The organism is Enterovibrio calviensis DSM 14347 (assembly GCF_000621165.1).
Taxonomy (GTDB): domain Bacteria; phylum Pseudomonadota; class Gammaproteobacteria; order Enterobacterales; family Vibrionaceae; genus Enterovibrio; species Enterovibrio calviensis.
The window spans coordinates 21,851-35,671 of record NZ_JHZA01000019.1 but is presented as its reverse complement, the minus strand read 5'-3'; the positions used below and the strand labels follow the sequence as shown (position 1 = coordinate 35,671).

Here is a 13,821-nt window from a genome sequence, read left to right as displayed (position 1 = left end):
TAGATTAAAGCGCCACAAAAAAGAGCATGAGAATAGGGACGAGTAAGCTCAATATAAATCCACTGACAATCGCGATGGGAACACACTTAACGCCACCAGTGGTTTGGATGATGGGGAGTGTGAAATCCATAGATGTTGCGCCACCATATCCAATTGCGGTCAATGGATAGCGGGCGATAAGAATCGGGATAAGGATAATGGCAACGAGTTCGCGAGTGAGTTCAAGTAAGAAGGACGCACCGCCATAGACTGGGCCAAGTGCATCTCCCATTAGAATACCTGCAAGAGAGTACCACCCAAAGCCCGATGCCATCGCAAGGCCGTGGTTGTATGGAAGATCAAGAAGCCAAGCCGCAAGTAAACCGCCCAAAAGTGATGTGACAATGACAATCAGTGCGACGCTTAGTCCTTTCTTATTCAGAATAATTTGTTTGAGTGTCATGCCACTATTACGTAGCTGAATACCAATCAAAAATAGAAGAATAAGCAATATTCCCTCGCTGGCTGGATCGACCCAATCTAGCGGAATAGGAAGAAGCAAGCCGATGATCAAGCCACCGCCAACAACAAACACCAATTTAACAGATTCCATTACCATGCTTGAAAGCGGCACTGATTGTTTGTGTTGTTCTGTTTTGGTTTTGAGTATGAGGTCAAGGAGGGGCAGCGCGAGCAGGTTGGCAATGCCGATGCAGAAAAAGAAGGTTACGCTGAGTAAAAGGATTTGATTTAAATTGCTACTCAGGTTGTCTAATCCCGCAAGACTAAGCCCCATCAATCCTAAAATGACAAAAACTAATCGCGACGTTGAGCGATTAATCGTTTCAAGAAGCGATGCGCTCTTAATCGTGATGAAGTAACCCACAACGAGTGGAAGAAAAATGTACAGCATGCCGGGAAGCATCGAGTTGAGACCTTATTGATAAATAGAAAACCGAGACGAGAGTATCAGCGGTCTTCTAATTAGGTCAATCATTGTCCCGATAGAGAGGGTTAAAATCCGCAGTTGTTGACTATGTTGTTAATCTGGTGGCGGAATTCATTTTCATTGAGGTTAGAGAGTTCATAAAGCGCTTCGGCACCCGCCAGCGTAATTTCGACTTCGTGTTCGTCAATGTCATCGTCTTTTGCACGAAACATAAGCAGGTGATTGGCCATTTTCGCTACATCGAGGTAAGTGATATCTTCACTTTTTTTGCGGATCCGTCGATTCAATGACACTTCAATGAAGTCTGCATCAAATCCCCAGTTTTTAAGAATGAACCGACTTGCCTCTTTACTGACTGAAAAGAAAACGTGGCTAGCGATTTCAAAATCGAGATAGTTACCTTCATCAGAATACTGCTGATATGCCTTAATGGCGCTGTAAATACCAATGTCAGCTAGTAATCCAATTAATAGTGCCTTTTCAACTTCAAGAGCAGTGGCCTCATCATCAAAGCTTTTCACTTTCTGACAGAGCAGTGCCATGGTCGAAGCAAATTCCCGAGAAGCATTGGCACTTTGTTTTAACAAGGCGTTGCATTCTTTAGTAAAGGGAGAGTTATTCTTCAATGATTGGATGGCATGCGCCGTGGCAAGGCCCAGTACGCGACGAATGCCAAGACGAGATACCGCCATACTAATGTCATGGCATTGGCGGTTAGTTCTTGGGCAAAATACTGCCGAGTTAGCGGAACGAATAACAGCGGCGGCCAACGTGGCGTCGTCAAGCAGAAGTGTTGAAACGTCTCTCACTGTTGTATTCGGTGAATGACATATCTGTTGAAGCTTGAGAACAACATCTGGAATAGGGGGGAGCTCCAGCGTGTTGTCTTTTATCGAGCGATAAACACGGTGGAAAAAATCCGATTCAATGGCTTTAAGGTGTTTATCACGGTTGGGGCTGACCCAGAATAACGATAGATGATCCATCTTTTTAGACTCGAAAAAACGCTGGGTGAATAGTAGTTCCACTGCGTATTAAATGGAATACATAAGTCATTAAAATTGAACGAACGCCACTAAAGAACTACGCGCTGTCTAGAAATCCCGCCACTTTGCTAATTGACAATATTAATAATGACGAATCCGCAAGTCTGGGTAGTGTTTCTCACCATAATTTGAAGTGATTTAACGTTTGTGAGCAAAAGTTGATGTAACAAATCGTGTCAAATGCGAGTGCTATGGTGCATTTAACATTGTATAAACATAATTATTACACTTCATATTCGTGACGAATGTTGCATTTTTGCTACGGCTATCTACTATCGGTGATCTAGTGCATGGTTTTCTATGCCTTTATACGGCATCATTAATTCGCGTTGAGAAATTACAGATTTTGGCCGAGGAATTGGCTTTTGGGGAGAAAGGAGGCACCTGTGCTTGAAGTTAAAAGTGGCTTTGTAGAGTACTTATCTCAGTTCGGCGAAACGGAAAAACGTTCTATGTTTGGCGGAACAGGATTTTTCGTTAGCGGAGCGATGTTTTCGCTAGTTAAAGAAGAGCGCATTTATTTGCGTGGCGGTGCAGATTTGACTGACGCACTGCTTGCAAAAGAATGTAAAAAATTCGTCCATGTTAAGAAGAGTTCCACCGCGATTGTAAATTACTATGACATCACCGATCTCTACGATGCAGAGGACGAAGGTTTAGATGCGATGGTAAAAAAGTCCGTAGTGAACTCTGTCGCCGAGAAGGAATACCGCGATTCCAAGTTAAACAAGCGTCTTCGTGATCTGCCAAACCTACGTTTGACGATCGAAAGAATGCTGAAAAAAGCGGGTGTTGTTGATGTTGATACCTTTTTCTCTATGAGCCCAGAAGAATTGTTCCGTAAAGTGCAGGAAGCACACGGATACGATGTCGACATCAAACTATTGTGGATGTTTGCTGGGGCTCAAACGGGTGTTCACTACACATTGTTAAGCGAAGAGACTAAACAAAACCTTCTTCGCGCTGTGTAATCTCGTCTCATTCTCACCCAAAAAAAGCCGCATTCTGCGGCTTTTTGTCTATCTGAAGTACAGAAAAATATCTGCTATTTGCGTCTACGCATATACCCAAGTAACCCGAAGACGCTCGGTTTATGAGGGCTTTCCTTCCAGCGAGCTTGTTGACCCATATACGGTGTTACTCCTTTTTTGATGGAGCTTACTACATCAAAAAGGAATGCCTAGATTATTGCGTCCGTACAACTCGCAGAATACGGCATCTTCAGGTTGCTTACGTATAAATGCTACAGTCCTACTATTCGTTACCAAAAACAGTCCCTTTGTTATGAAATTACCTGAGTTGTCTGCGTCACTACTTGCAGGGTTACACTGCTTTTCGATTGTTGCGGAAACCATGAGTTTTACGCGAGCAGCGGAGCAACTGCACTTAACTCAAAGTGCGGTGAGTCATCGAGTAAAAAAGCTAGAACAGCGCTTGGATGTGTCTCTTTTTCTGCGACGTCCGCGTCACCTTGCATTAACCAATGAGGGAGAGCAGTTAAAGCAAGTGGTAGCGGAGCAGTTTTCGGCGATCAGTGTAAAGCTACTTGAGCTTAATCGTGCAAAGCCATTCGGTGATTTTATTATTTCGGCACCACCAACATTTGCGCAAAGATGGTTAGTGCCGCGTCTTTCTAAATTCGCCGAAACTTTTCCTGATGTGACATTGCACTTGAGAACACGAAATGATCTGGTGGATTTTAAGGCGGAGGCGTTTGATTGTGCGATTTATTTTGGTCATGGGCGTTACAGTGGTTTAGAAAGCCATCATTTAATGGATGATGCCATTGTGCCCGTCTGCAGCCCTGAATATGCCACTCTGCACGAGCTTTATGACAACCCTCATAAGCTCGCCCAATGCCAACTCTTACATGATGCAGCACCTTGGGCTAGCGCGAGCTTGAGTGACGAATGGCTATATTGGGCGAACAGCAATGGCATAGAGCTTAATGGAACAAACCACAGTTTTGACCGCGCTGATCTTGCGTTGGAAGCTGCGGCCTCAGGAATGGGGGTGGCGATTGGGCGCACGACTTACATTCAAGATCATTTGGCTTCAGGTCGTCTAGTGATGCCCATCGAACAACCTGTTAAATCACCTTATAGCTTTTTTCTTGTGTATCGAGAGGAGCAACAAGGGAGCGCGAAGATATTGGCATTCAGACAGTGGCTTTTCGAACAACTGGGCCGATCGCAATAATGCGCGGAGTGTTATGTAACAGGGGGGCGGACTGTAAATTTTTGTGAATAAAATATAGGATACGAAGTATGTTAATCAGGAATCAATGGACCGATGGCGAAAAACACTAGGGAAGGTGCGCAACAAACGGAAGCTGCGATTTATCAAACGATCATCGATATCTTCATGGAAGAAGGCTGGGATGCTGTGACATACGGCAGTATTGCAAAACGAACGGGGTTGAGTCGCAGTGGTATTCAGCGCGTCGTTCCGACCAAAGAATCGATGACAGATGCTTTCCAAGGACAAGTATTTAGCTACGTTGTGGGCTTGATTGATGATTCGTCTCATCGCAGCATCAAATTGAGCTGGCAGGCTGCTTTAAACGAACCGAAATTTGTTCATTGTATTAAATACCTTATCAATGCCATTAATGAGCATTCAGGAGGTAAAAAGAAAGCGACACTTGGTTTACAGCGGTTGATGGACTTACTGGGTCAACAAATCACCGTGGAGCTACTAGGCATGTCAGTGGCGCATTTGCTCGACGTCGATATGGTTTGGGATGATAGTCAATTAGGCTAACGTTGACCGTAGTGTGTATGGATACCCTTTCTAGAGCTAGGAGAAAACGCTTGAAACATCTTGCTTTAACACTTTCACTATCCTCATTTTTTCTACTGTCAGGCTGTGCGATCAAGCCACCTGAATCTGTCACCGTTTATCAGTCTCGTGGCGCTATTCAGTGTGAAGACCCGGGGATGACAGCAGTGGATAGTTTTCAACAACTTTCTTCAAATGGGGTTCATGTGGAAACCTCACAATGCGGCCAGCTCAATGGCGTATCGTTTGTTAGTGTTTGCGGCGCAGAAACAGCAGATGTTGTGATTCATTCAATTGAAGCCAAAGACGTAAAACTTGCTGAAATGATGGGGTATTCGCGGCTTGATTCGAAGCAGCATGCTGACGAACTGTCAGACTTCAATATTGTTCCGTGTGAATAGAAAAAGGCCTCAATGTGAGGCCTTTTAAAGTTTTAGAACTTGAATCGTGTGGTGAACATGAATTGATCGCCGTACGCTTCATTGATACGAAGTTGTGCACCCAAAGAGAACAACTCGGTTGCGTGGAAACGACCGTATACTGATCCGAAAACATCGTCGTCATCAGCGATTGATAGGTGACCCAACTCACCGCCCACTTCAAGTTGTGGACCTAACCACTGGCGAATACCCAAGTTAACTTCAACGCCGAACTCGGTGTCATGGTTGTAAAGGCCACGCTGCTTCATCGTGCGCAAACCCAACTCACCATATACATCTGCCCAATTGTTCACAGGTGCATGAAAACCAATTGCTGCGGTGGCGTCATAGTCTGATTCGAATTCGCTGTCGATTTCTGCACGAACGTGAGCGTTAGGGTGAATAGACGTGCTAAAGCCGACGCCGTAAGTTACTGGGCTAATACCAACGCGCGCTTCAAAGTAGTCGTAGCTAAAGTTGCTCATGGTGACGTCGTTGGCAGCACTTGCGGCAGAGAATGCAACTGAAGAAGCAGCGGCCAGTAAAATACTAGCGATCTTGGTTTTGCGCATGAAAGGTCTCGTGATGAAATATGAGTATGTGGGTAGTTTAATAGAAGTCGCTTTTGCGAAACAACAGCATGGCACGTATTTAAGAGATTGCTGAGTGACTTTTAACCAAAAAATATGAAAAAGATGACTTAGACAGACTATTTTCCCAAAAATTGTCTGTTTATTTGTGGCTATCTACCTAAGCATCTTCAGGTTGCTAGAGTCTACGATTCTACATATCGGAGTAACTGAGCCGATTATTACTGATCGCCTTCATGATTCGCTCGGCATCCAATACTTGTATCCATGGCATTAAATTGGGTTCGTTTTCGATGATGAAACTGGTCAGTTGATCGATGACGACTTGTTTTAGGGTTTTTCCCTGCCAAGGTTTGGCAATAAAATAATCCAGACTAGCGTGATTGACCGCTTGTACGGTTTCATCTAAGCCTGCTTGCCCTGTTAGAAGTAACTTCTTGGTATTGACCGTTCTATCCAGTTGACTGAGTTCTATTAAGAAATCAACACCTAGATCGTCTGGCATAATGTGGTCACAGAGTATCAAGGCCAATTGGATATCATCTGCAGTCGCGTCAGCAATAATTTCTTTTGCTTCGGCGACAGATTCCGCGGCTTCGACGATGAAATGCTCTTCTAGCGATGCGAGGTCGTTTGTGACGCTGTCGAGGACGTCGCGCTCATCATCAACACACAATATTAGGTACTTACTCATATGTCCTCCTTAGAGGGTGTCGTCAACGGTGAATAAGGCAGGGTCACTATCATCGCGGTAAATTCTCCTGCAGAAGAACTCACATCGATAAGTCCGCCGTGATGTTCGACAATTTGTCGACACACAGACAGGCCAATGCCTAGACCAAAATGGCCTTCACGTTTGGTGGTGTAGTTGAGTTCGAAAATTTTATTCTTGATGTGGGTTGGAATACCCATGCCATTGTCGCGTATCGTGACTTTTACCGCCTTGCGACTGCGAAATACGGTTTCGCGTGTTGTTACATGAATTTCGCCGTCAGTGCCAATGGCATCGAGTGCATTTGAAATCAGGTTTGTCCAGACTTGCTGAAGCGCTATCGGCATACAACGAATGGCGCGAAGCTCACCATAATCTTTCACCAATTGAACCCGTTTGAGCTGATTTTCAAACATCACCAAGGTGTCTTCAATGCCCTCATGAATATCGACTTCATGCATTGTTTCGTCATCTTGGCGGGCATAGGTTTTCAGGCTTTTGACCATGTCAGCAATACGCTGTGCACATACATTAGTTGACCGCAATAAGCTCCCTGCTTGGTAGAACATATCCCATTGGCTTAAGGTCTCATCAAAGGTTGGACTGAGTTTTTTCTGCCAAGCCTGAAGCTCATCAGTATCGTCGAGACCCATATTCACGGCTTTACGCGCGAGGTTGCGATCGCCCACCATCGGCTCGATGACCTTGGCTTTTTTCCTGGCATCCGCTGTAGACATTGGGCGAGAGAGAAGGGCATCTGCCATGATTTGGTTGGCCTTGTCGCGTGCGACATCGCTCATTTCTACGTTGATGAGAAGACCAATATTGTCTCTGAGTGTGTCACTGTTTCGGAGTATGGCGGACACAGGGTTATTCAGTTCATGGGCGACGCCGGCCACAAGTTGGCCTAGCATTGCCATTTTCTCTTTCTCAATAAGTTGCTTGTGAGCTAATTCAAGAGATTGAAGCGTTTGTTGGAGCTTCACTTCGGTGGAAATACTACGCTTTAGCCTGCGGTTAAAGTGGCGGAGTAGGTAGCTCGAAAAGAGTGGGAGTAGGTCGTTTCTTGCCTGCATCACTTGAGAGAAAAGCGTGCGGTTAAGTTTGATCACTTTGGTGGGCTTTAGGGTTATCCCCGTAGAAAACGAAACATCCCCAGTCACAAATGACATGCCACCAATCAAACTGCCTTGTCCAAGCCGAGCCACTTCATGAGAGGCGCCCGACTCATCGCGTTTTAGCAAGGCGACTTCACCTTCTTCCACGAACCAGAGGAAGGAGTTGGGTTTGTCTTCATGCGTGAGAATATGATCTTCACTGTAGATGCGTGTGACATTGTGTTCGCTGTTTAGCGCAAAGTACTCGTGTAGTCCTTGAATAAGCTCTTGGGCGAGCGCTTCGTCGCTGACGCCTAATGCTGACTCAATAAATCCATTTCGATAGGAGGCGAGCTTGTTGTCGATGTGCGCCTCGAGTAGACTTTTTTGATCGAGAACGCTGCAGTACCGAAGCAAATCGTCACTGTTGTGCTGAAGCACATATTGGGTTAACTCTTTTTTGGCCGTCTCGAGCATTTCTTGTGGTGCCCACGGCTTGGTCATGCAGTAGTTGAGCCGGCCTTCGTTTACCGCTTGCATAATGATATCTAGATTGGGCTGATCATTTAGCAATATGGTTCTTGCGCCTTTTGACGCGGGATGATTATCAATATTGATAAGGAGGTTCACACCCTGATCTTCGCCGAGAATATGATCACAGATAAACAAGGCAACGTGTTGGTCGTTACGTTTCAGCTCTTCAAGAATATTTCCGGCAGTGTGAACGTTGTCTGCACAGAGTATGTCGAAAAGCCCACTAAACGCTGACAATTCAGAGGCGACTTGCGTCAAGATGTTCGGGTCGTCATCAAGACACAATATGACTTGTAGATTCATACGGTTATCTAATATCACTATTTTTCATGAGTGTATCGTCTTCGGCGTCTTCAAGCTGAGAAGAGCGCAGCAAACTGACACATCGAGAAAGAAAACCTTGAAAGGCCATAGGGTTATAGATAGCGATGGTTTACACTCGGTAAAAACTCATGACGGAGTCCATGGAGTAAAAATGATATTTGGAAAATACACGGCAATCGCAGGCGCTGTCGCGGTTGCAGTTTTGTGGCCTTTTGCAACGGGTCAAATCGGTCAGTCTGTTTATGATAGAGAGATTGAGCAAGTACAATCACCTTATATTTCTGTTGAAAATACATCTTATGATAGAGGGTATTTATCGTCAGAAGTGGTGACGCGCGTCTCGGTTATTGGCGGGATGAAAGAGGTTTATGAAGACGAAGGCTTGCCGACGTCTTACTCAGTCACAAGTCATGTAAGCCATGGTTTCTTGGGTGTTAGCACAACATCTGAGTTAGACATGACACCAGAAATGAAAGTGATTACCGACTTGCTGTGGCCGTCAGGTGAATCTCCAGTGACTGTTGTGACTGAAACCTCCGTATTTGGAGACACGCAGTATGACGTGACTGTTCGCGCAATGGATGGTGGTAACGAAGAAATTAGCATCACAAGTTCACCAGCAAACATTTCGGGTACGGTGGACAAAAATGGTGTGATGCTTTTCCAGATGGAAATGCCTTCTCTTGAATTGTCTAGCCCAGAAGGTGAGACGTTCAATTTGGCTGAAATTACCGGTAGCGGTAATGGCGAATTGGTCGATGATGTTTGGGTGGGCGCTCAAAGCCTCAACATCGGGACGAGCACCTTCAGTGATGCATATGGTTCTTCAGCCTCAATCAGTCAACTTGGCTTAAACGTCACGAACGCATTGTCAGCCATTGATAATGGCGACGTGAAAACTGCCTTGCCTGATGCACTTCGCTTTGATAATTCGACGGTAATGTCGTTTGCGAAATTGGATGTGCCAGATACTCTGGTGATTGATAACTTCAAGATCGGTGTTAATTTTAACGCATTGGATTACAACTCCATGATTGCGTTAGCGAATACCGCAGATTCAATGAGTGCTGAGCCTGCTCAAGAAGACATGATGAAGTTGCAGACAGCGCTAGATGGTCTGGTTGAGAAAGGGATGACGTTCGAAATCGTTCCACTTGAGCTTGATACACCAGAAGGCCATATTGACGCGAAATTTGATCTGTCGATTGAACCTGGTCTTGGCAGCGTGACGCAAAATATGGGTGCGTTAATGTCTAAGCTAAAGGGCAACATTTTTGTCAATGTGCCTACCGCTTACGTTCAAGGCGTTCCTGAGGTTGAAGCATCGTTGGCAAATATCGAGTCTTACGGTTTCGTTTCTCAGGCCGAAAACGGTGTAACCCTAACGGCGAAAATTGAAGGCGATCAAGTGGTCTCTCCAAGTGGGGAAAGAATTCCTCTTGGTTTACTGATGATGCTCTTCATGTAATCTCTCAATCTTTAGCGGTTCACATGCAATGAAACCAGTGCCTTATTAGGTGCTGGTTTTTTTTGTTTTTTAGGGAGCGATTGATTGCGGAACAAGAGAAATTCACCGTAAAGCGCTCTTTCATTTGTGACATAGGATAAAAATAGTTTCGAGAGTGCTAGTAATTTTCCCAGCTTGGTCAACACTGTTAGATAAGAACAGAGATTTTCCCTATCGCTGCGTGTTGACCAATCATTAAAAGGGGAATGCATGGAATCAATAAAAGTAAAAGATTACATGAACAAAAGACCCGTGACTTTCAAGGCTTCCATGTCTCTGTCAGTTGCGCTCGAAAAAATGCTCAATGCTCACCAGACGGGCGGTCCTGTGTTGGATGAACATAATCATGTTGTCGGCTTTTTGTCTGAACAGGACATGATCCACAAGCTGTTAAAAGCGGGTTACTACTGCCAAGACTCTAATACGGTCGAAGATTGTATGCACAAAGAGGTATCTTCGGTATCACCTGAAGAGAGCATTATTAAACTGGCAGAAGAGATGCTGCCGGCAAAACCTAAGGTTTATCCTGTTGTCGATGAGAATGAACGACTCATAGGAATTATCTCTCGAAGAGACATTTTGAAAGCCATCGCGACGCAAATCGATGATTGCTTCCTACATCCGGTATAGTTGACCCGTGTAGTTAATCAGTTTTTTCGACTGAGTCGTATCAAAAGAGGTGCTTGAAGCACCTCTTTTTCATGGCACAATGGTGTCTTTGTAAGCCCTCTGCACATTAAATGGTTCGTAACGCGGAGATGAGGATCCACACCTTGTCATCGTAAACAGTTCTTCGTTTCTTCAAGCAGCTAGGATGGCTGACAGCCTCGTTCTACTCGATACGGATACCAAGTATGCCCAATCAGCAACAAGCCAAGTTTGTAAATGGCTCAATCATGCGTCACATCACAGTCATGTCCACGTCTGGCGCAGTGGGGCTCATGGCCCTGTTTTTGGTCGATCTGGCCGATATGTTTTTTATCAGTTTACTTGGGCAAGTCGAGTTAGCAGCAGCCATTGGTTTTGCCGGTACTATCCTGTTTTTCTCCACCTCTGTTTCTATCGGTACGTCCATTGCGATGGGCGCATTAGTGAGCCGTGCGTTGGGGGCAGGGGATAGAGAGGAAGCGAGAAAGTTGACGGGCAGTATCATGGTTTTTTCTGCCATTGTTAGCACTGTCACTGTTGGCGTTATCTTGCTGTTTGTTGATCCTATATTGGCCATGATCGGCGCAAACGGTGAAGCGGCTGACAAAGCAAAAGATTTTCTTATGATACTTCTGCCAGGTGGGCCTTTGATGGCCATGGGGATGGCAGGAGGGGCGGCATTGCGAGCCGTTGGCGATGCGAAACGCTCAATGGCTGCAACTTTGGTCAGTGGGGCAGTCAATGCGGTGCTTGATCCCATTTTTATCTTTGTGTTGTCAATGGGGATTGAAGGCGCGGCGACTGCGTCATTGATATCTCGATTTGTATTATTCGGTGTTTCGTTTCATGCCGTTCATCGTAAGCATGATTTGGTCTCTCGCCCGAGTCTGGCCGATTTGTCTCAACATTTTCGCGCCATTTTCCATATTGCTGCACCCGCGATTGTTACCAATACGGCGACGCCGATCGGCAACGCGATTGTGACGGCACAAATTGCAAAATATGGTGCGGACTTTGTCGCCGGATATGCGGTGATGGGGCGATTGTTACCTGTATCATTTGCATTGATATTTTCGCTGTCTGGTGCGGTGGGACCTATTCTTGGTCAGAATTATGGGGCCCAGAAGTTTGATAGAGTTCAGCAAACGTTGACCGATTCGGTGAAATTTGTGACAGCGTATTGTGTCGGTGTGGCACTCATTCTATTCCTCTCTCAAGGGCTAATTATTGACGCCTTTAGTCTGGAGGGTGACGCATCATCCATGGTGACGCTGTTTTGTACCTACATAGCCATTACGTTCATTTTCAATGGCACATTGTTCGTGTCCAATGCCGCTTTCAATAACCTCAACCGACCAACGTGGTCAACGCTTTTGAATGTCGGGAAGGCAACATTGGGTACCATTCCATTTGTGTATGCGGGTGGTTATTTCGGTGGCGCGCAAGGCGTATTGATTGGTCAGGCTGTGGGCTCAATCATTTTTGGTATTGCTGGCTATTGGCTGGTTAAGAAATTGATAGCTCAACTGGCGCAAGACCAAGAGAAAAAAGAAGAAGACGTTGTGGCTATAGAGCCTAGTGTCCCTGTGACTGCGTTCACCAGTTGTCGAGAAGTGATGGCTGAAGAAAGCGAAGAGGCGCTTGATAACGACACGGAGAAAAACCTGCCGACTCGTTAGGTCATTCTGCTCGAAAATCGTTCCAATTTATTGATCTAATTCAGTACTCCTTTCTAGCAAGTAGCGCAGAATGAGCGTGTTGCCCACGAAATGTGGGCGTTTGCTTTAAGGGATTACAGGCGATCATGCGCGTTCAGGCGAAATACATACTTCCTATTCTTATTCCGCTGGTGGTCATGCTACTACCAGTCTCCGCGTTTCCTTTTGAAACTTTGACTGTGATGCAACAACGCGCTATTGCGTTGTTTCTGATGGCGGCACTATGCTGGGTGTTAGAGCCTATCCCCATTTATGCTACGTCAGTATTGGTGATCGTTCTCGAATTGCTCTTTCTATCAGACAAAGGACTCATCTGGTTCAGAGCCGATGCGGGAACGCCAGAGTTTGGTGGTTTACTCCATTACAGCGACATCATGGCAACCTTTGCTAGCCCTATTATCATGCTGTTTCTTGGTGGTTTCTTTTTGGCTATGGCGGCGACCAAATACCGATTGGATATCAACCTTGCCCGAGTGTTGTTAAAACCTTTTGGTCATAAACCTCAAATGGTGATGGCAGGTTTAATGCTCATTACTGCGGTGTTTTCCATGTTCATGTCGAACACTGCAACCACTGCGATGATGCTGGCGATATTGACGCCGATATTGATGCTGTTTAAACCGAACGACCCAGGGAAAATCGCCTTTGCGTTGTCGATTCCAGTGGCGGCGAACATTGGTGGAATAGGGACTCCCATTGGAACACCACCCAATGCCATTGCATTGAAGTATTTGTCGGGTGAAAACTTGATCACCTTCGGTGAGTGGATGGCATTCGGTGTGCCATTCGTCATCGTGATGTTGGTGCTGGCCTGGGTGTTACTCAGCAAGCTGTTTCCATCAAATGAATCGTCTATTTCTTTAAGTATTAAGGGTAAGTTCCTTAAAACGCCGAAAGCCATCACAGTCTATGTCACCTTTGCTGTTACCGTCTTATTGTGGTTGATGGGTTCAAGTCACGGCATGAATTCCTACACCGTTGCATTGATTCCTGTCGCTGTATTTTCGATGACGGGCATCATCAATAAAGAAGATTTGAAGAAAGTGTCGTGGGATGTACTTTGGCTGGTTTCCGGCGGTTTCGCACTCGGTCTGGCGTTGGATAAAACGGGCTTAGCGCAGCTCATGGTGCATAGCATTCCGTTCGAAGACTTCGCGCCTGAACTGGTGCTGCTGGGCGCTGCTGTTCTCTGTTTGGTGATGGCAAACTTCATGTCCCATACCGCAACTGCTAACTTGCTAATGCCGATCATGGCAGCGCTAGGCATGTCGATGACTTCACTGTCTTCACTGGGCGGCGAAACCACGCTGATCTTGATTGTGACGTTTGCAGCTTCTTTGGGTATGTCTCTGCCTATTAGTACGCCACCGAATGCATTGGCTCATGCAACGGGTCACGTGAATAGCCATCAAATGGCAAAAGTGGGCGTGGTACTGGGTGTTGTCGGTGTTGCACTGAGCTTTGTCATGGTATGGATTCTTCGATTGGTTAACTTTTTATAGCAATGTTCCTGCGCT

The 13,821-nt window shown here is 45.7% G+C and carries 13 protein-coding genes; 8 read left to right on the top strand and 5 right to left on the bottom strand.

Annotated features, from left to right (window positions below):
• Positions 1–4: 4 nt before the first annotated feature.
• Together Q365_RS0115290 and Q365_RS0115285 are read right to left on the bottom strand one after the other, a co-directional pair.
• Positions 5–904 (bottom strand): lysine exporter LysO family protein, encoded by a 900-nt coding sequence (locus Q365_RS0115290; protein WP_028024169.1) that lies wholly within the window; start codon positions 902–904, stop codon positions 5–7.
• Positions 905–993: 89 nt separating this feature from the next.
• Complete coding sequence (locus Q365_RS0115285; RefSeq protein WP_028024168.1) at positions 994–1,914, bottom strand: HDOD domain-containing protein; 921 nt, start codon at positions 1,912–1,914, stop codon at positions 994–996.
• A gap of 446 nt (positions 1,915–2,360) precedes the next feature.
• Between Q365_RS0115285 and Q365_RS0115280 the strand changes: the two genes are divergently transcribed.
• The 4 genes from Q365_RS0115280 to Q365_RS0115265 all read left to right on the top strand — a co-directional run bounded on the left by Q365_RS0115280 (position 2,361) and on the right by Q365_RS0115265 (position 5,156).
• Positions 2,361–2,945: a TfoX/Sxy family DNA transformation protein gene (locus Q365_RS0115280; RefSeq protein WP_028024167.1), complete on the top strand. Its 585-nt coding sequence runs from the start codon at positions 2,361–2,363 to the stop codon at positions 2,943–2,945.
• Between the two features lie 313 nt (positions 2,946–3,258).
• Positions 3,259–4,173: a DNA-binding transcriptional regulator DsdC gene (gene dsdC / locus Q365_RS0115275; RefSeq protein WP_028024166.1), complete on the top strand. Its 915-nt coding sequence runs from the start codon at positions 3,259–3,261 to the stop codon at positions 4,171–4,173.
• Between the two features lie 93 nt (positions 4,174–4,266).
• Entirely contained in the window at positions 4,267–4,737 is a 471-nt protein-coding gene (locus Q365_RS0115270; RefSeq protein ID WP_028024165.1) for a TetR/AcrR family transcriptional regulator, read from the top strand.
• Positions 4,738–4,787: 50 nt separating this feature from the next.
• Positions 4,788–5,156, top strand: a complete 369-nt coding sequence (locus Q365_RS0115265; RefSeq protein ID WP_028024164.1) for a hypothetical protein — start codon at positions 4,788–4,790, stop codon at positions 5,154–5,156.
• A gap of 32 nt (positions 5,157–5,188) precedes the next feature.
• On the opposite strand, the gene Q365_RS0115260 is transcribed toward Q365_RS0115265, so the two are convergent.
• From Q365_RS0115260 to Q365_RS0115250, 3 genes are all read right to left on the bottom strand, one after another.
• Complete coding sequence (locus Q365_RS0115260; protein WP_028024163.1) at positions 5,189–5,746, bottom strand: porin family protein; 558 nt, start codon at positions 5,744–5,746, stop codon at positions 5,189–5,191.
• A gap of 211 nt (positions 5,747–5,957) precedes the next feature.
• Entirely contained in the window at positions 5,958–6,458 is a 501-nt protein-coding gene (locus Q365_RS0115255) for a response regulator (RefSeq protein WP_028024162.1), read from the bottom strand.
• Positions 6,455–8,410, bottom strand: coding sequence for an ATP-binding protein (locus Q365_RS0115250; RefSeq protein WP_028024161.1), 1,956 nt, complete (start codon positions 8,408–8,410; stop codon positions 6,455–6,457). Before Q365_RS0115250 ends, Q365_RS0115255 begins: the two co-directional genes overlap by 4 nt.
• Positions 8,411–8,582: 172 nt before the next feature.
• On the opposite strand from Q365_RS0115250, the gene Q365_RS0115245 reads away from it, so the two are divergent.
• The 4 genes from Q365_RS0115245 (at position 8,583) to Q365_RS0115230 (ending at position 13,806) form a co-directional block, all read left to right on the top strand.
• Positions 8,583–9,899, top strand: a complete 1,317-nt coding sequence (locus Q365_RS0115245) for a DUF945 family protein (protein ID WP_028024160.1) — start codon at positions 8,583–8,585, stop codon at positions 9,897–9,899.
• A gap of 249 nt (positions 9,900–10,148) precedes the next feature.
• Positions 10,149–10,568, top strand: coding sequence for a CBS domain-containing protein (locus Q365_RS0115240; protein WP_028024159.1), 420 nt, complete (start codon positions 10,149–10,151; stop codon positions 10,566–10,568).
• Between the two features lie 224 nt (positions 10,569–10,792).
• Positions 10,793–12,265, top strand: coding sequence for an MATE family efflux transporter (locus Q365_RS0115235; RefSeq protein WP_028024158.1), 1,473 nt, complete (start codon positions 10,793–10,795; stop codon positions 12,263–12,265).
• A 125-nt stretch (positions 12,266–12,390) separates the two neighbouring features.
• Positions 12,391–13,806: an SLC13 family permease gene (locus Q365_RS0115230; protein WP_028024157.1), complete on the top strand. Its 1,416-nt coding sequence runs from the start codon at positions 12,391–12,393 to the stop codon at positions 13,804–13,806.
• Positions 13,807–13,821 lie beyond the last annotated feature (15 nt).

Excerpts from the sequence above, each read along its gene's own strand:
- Q365_RS0115260 (WP_028024163.1), bottom strand. The coding sequence starts at position 5,746 with ATGCGCAAAACCAAGATCGCTAGTATTTTACTGGCCGCTGCTTCTTCA.
- Q365_RS0115270 (WP_028024165.1), top strand. The coding sequence starts at position 4,267 with ATGGCGAAAAACACTAGGGAAGGTGCGCAACAAACGGAAGCTGCGATT.
- Q365_RS0115250 (WP_028024161.1), bottom strand. The coding sequence starts at position 8,410 with ATGAATCTACAAGTCATATTGTGTCTTGATGACGACCCGAACATCTTG.
- dsdC (WP_028024166.1), top strand. The coding sequence starts at position 3,259 with ATGAAATTACCTGAGTTGTCTGCGTCACTACTTGCAGGGTTACACTGC.
- Q365_RS0115255 (WP_028024162.1), bottom strand. The coding sequence starts at position 6,458 with ATGAGTAAGTACCTAATATTGTGTGTTGATGATGAGCGCGACGTCCTC.
- Q365_RS0115245 (WP_028024160.1), top strand. The coding sequence starts at position 8,583 with ATGATATTTGGAAAATACACGGCAATCGCAGGCGCTGTCGCGGTTGCA.
- Q365_RS0115290 (WP_028024169.1), bottom strand. The coding sequence starts at position 904 with ATGCTTCCCGGCATGCTGTACATTTTTCTTCCACTCGTTGTGGGTTAC.
- Q365_RS0115240 (WP_028024159.1), top strand. The coding sequence starts at position 10,149 with ATGGAATCAATAAAAGTAAAAGATTACATGAACAAAAGACCCGTGACT.
- Q365_RS0115235 (WP_028024158.1), top strand. The coding sequence starts at position 10,793 with ATGCCCAATCAGCAACAAGCCAAGTTTGTAAATGGCTCAATCATGCGT.
- Q365_RS0115230 (WP_028024157.1), top strand. The coding sequence starts at position 12,391 with ATGCGCGTTCAGGCGAAATACATACTTCCTATTCTTATTCCGCTGGTG.
- Q365_RS0115285 (WP_028024168.1), bottom strand. The coding sequence starts at position 1,914 with ATGGATCATCTATCGTTATTCTGGGTCAGCCCCAACCGTGATAAACAC.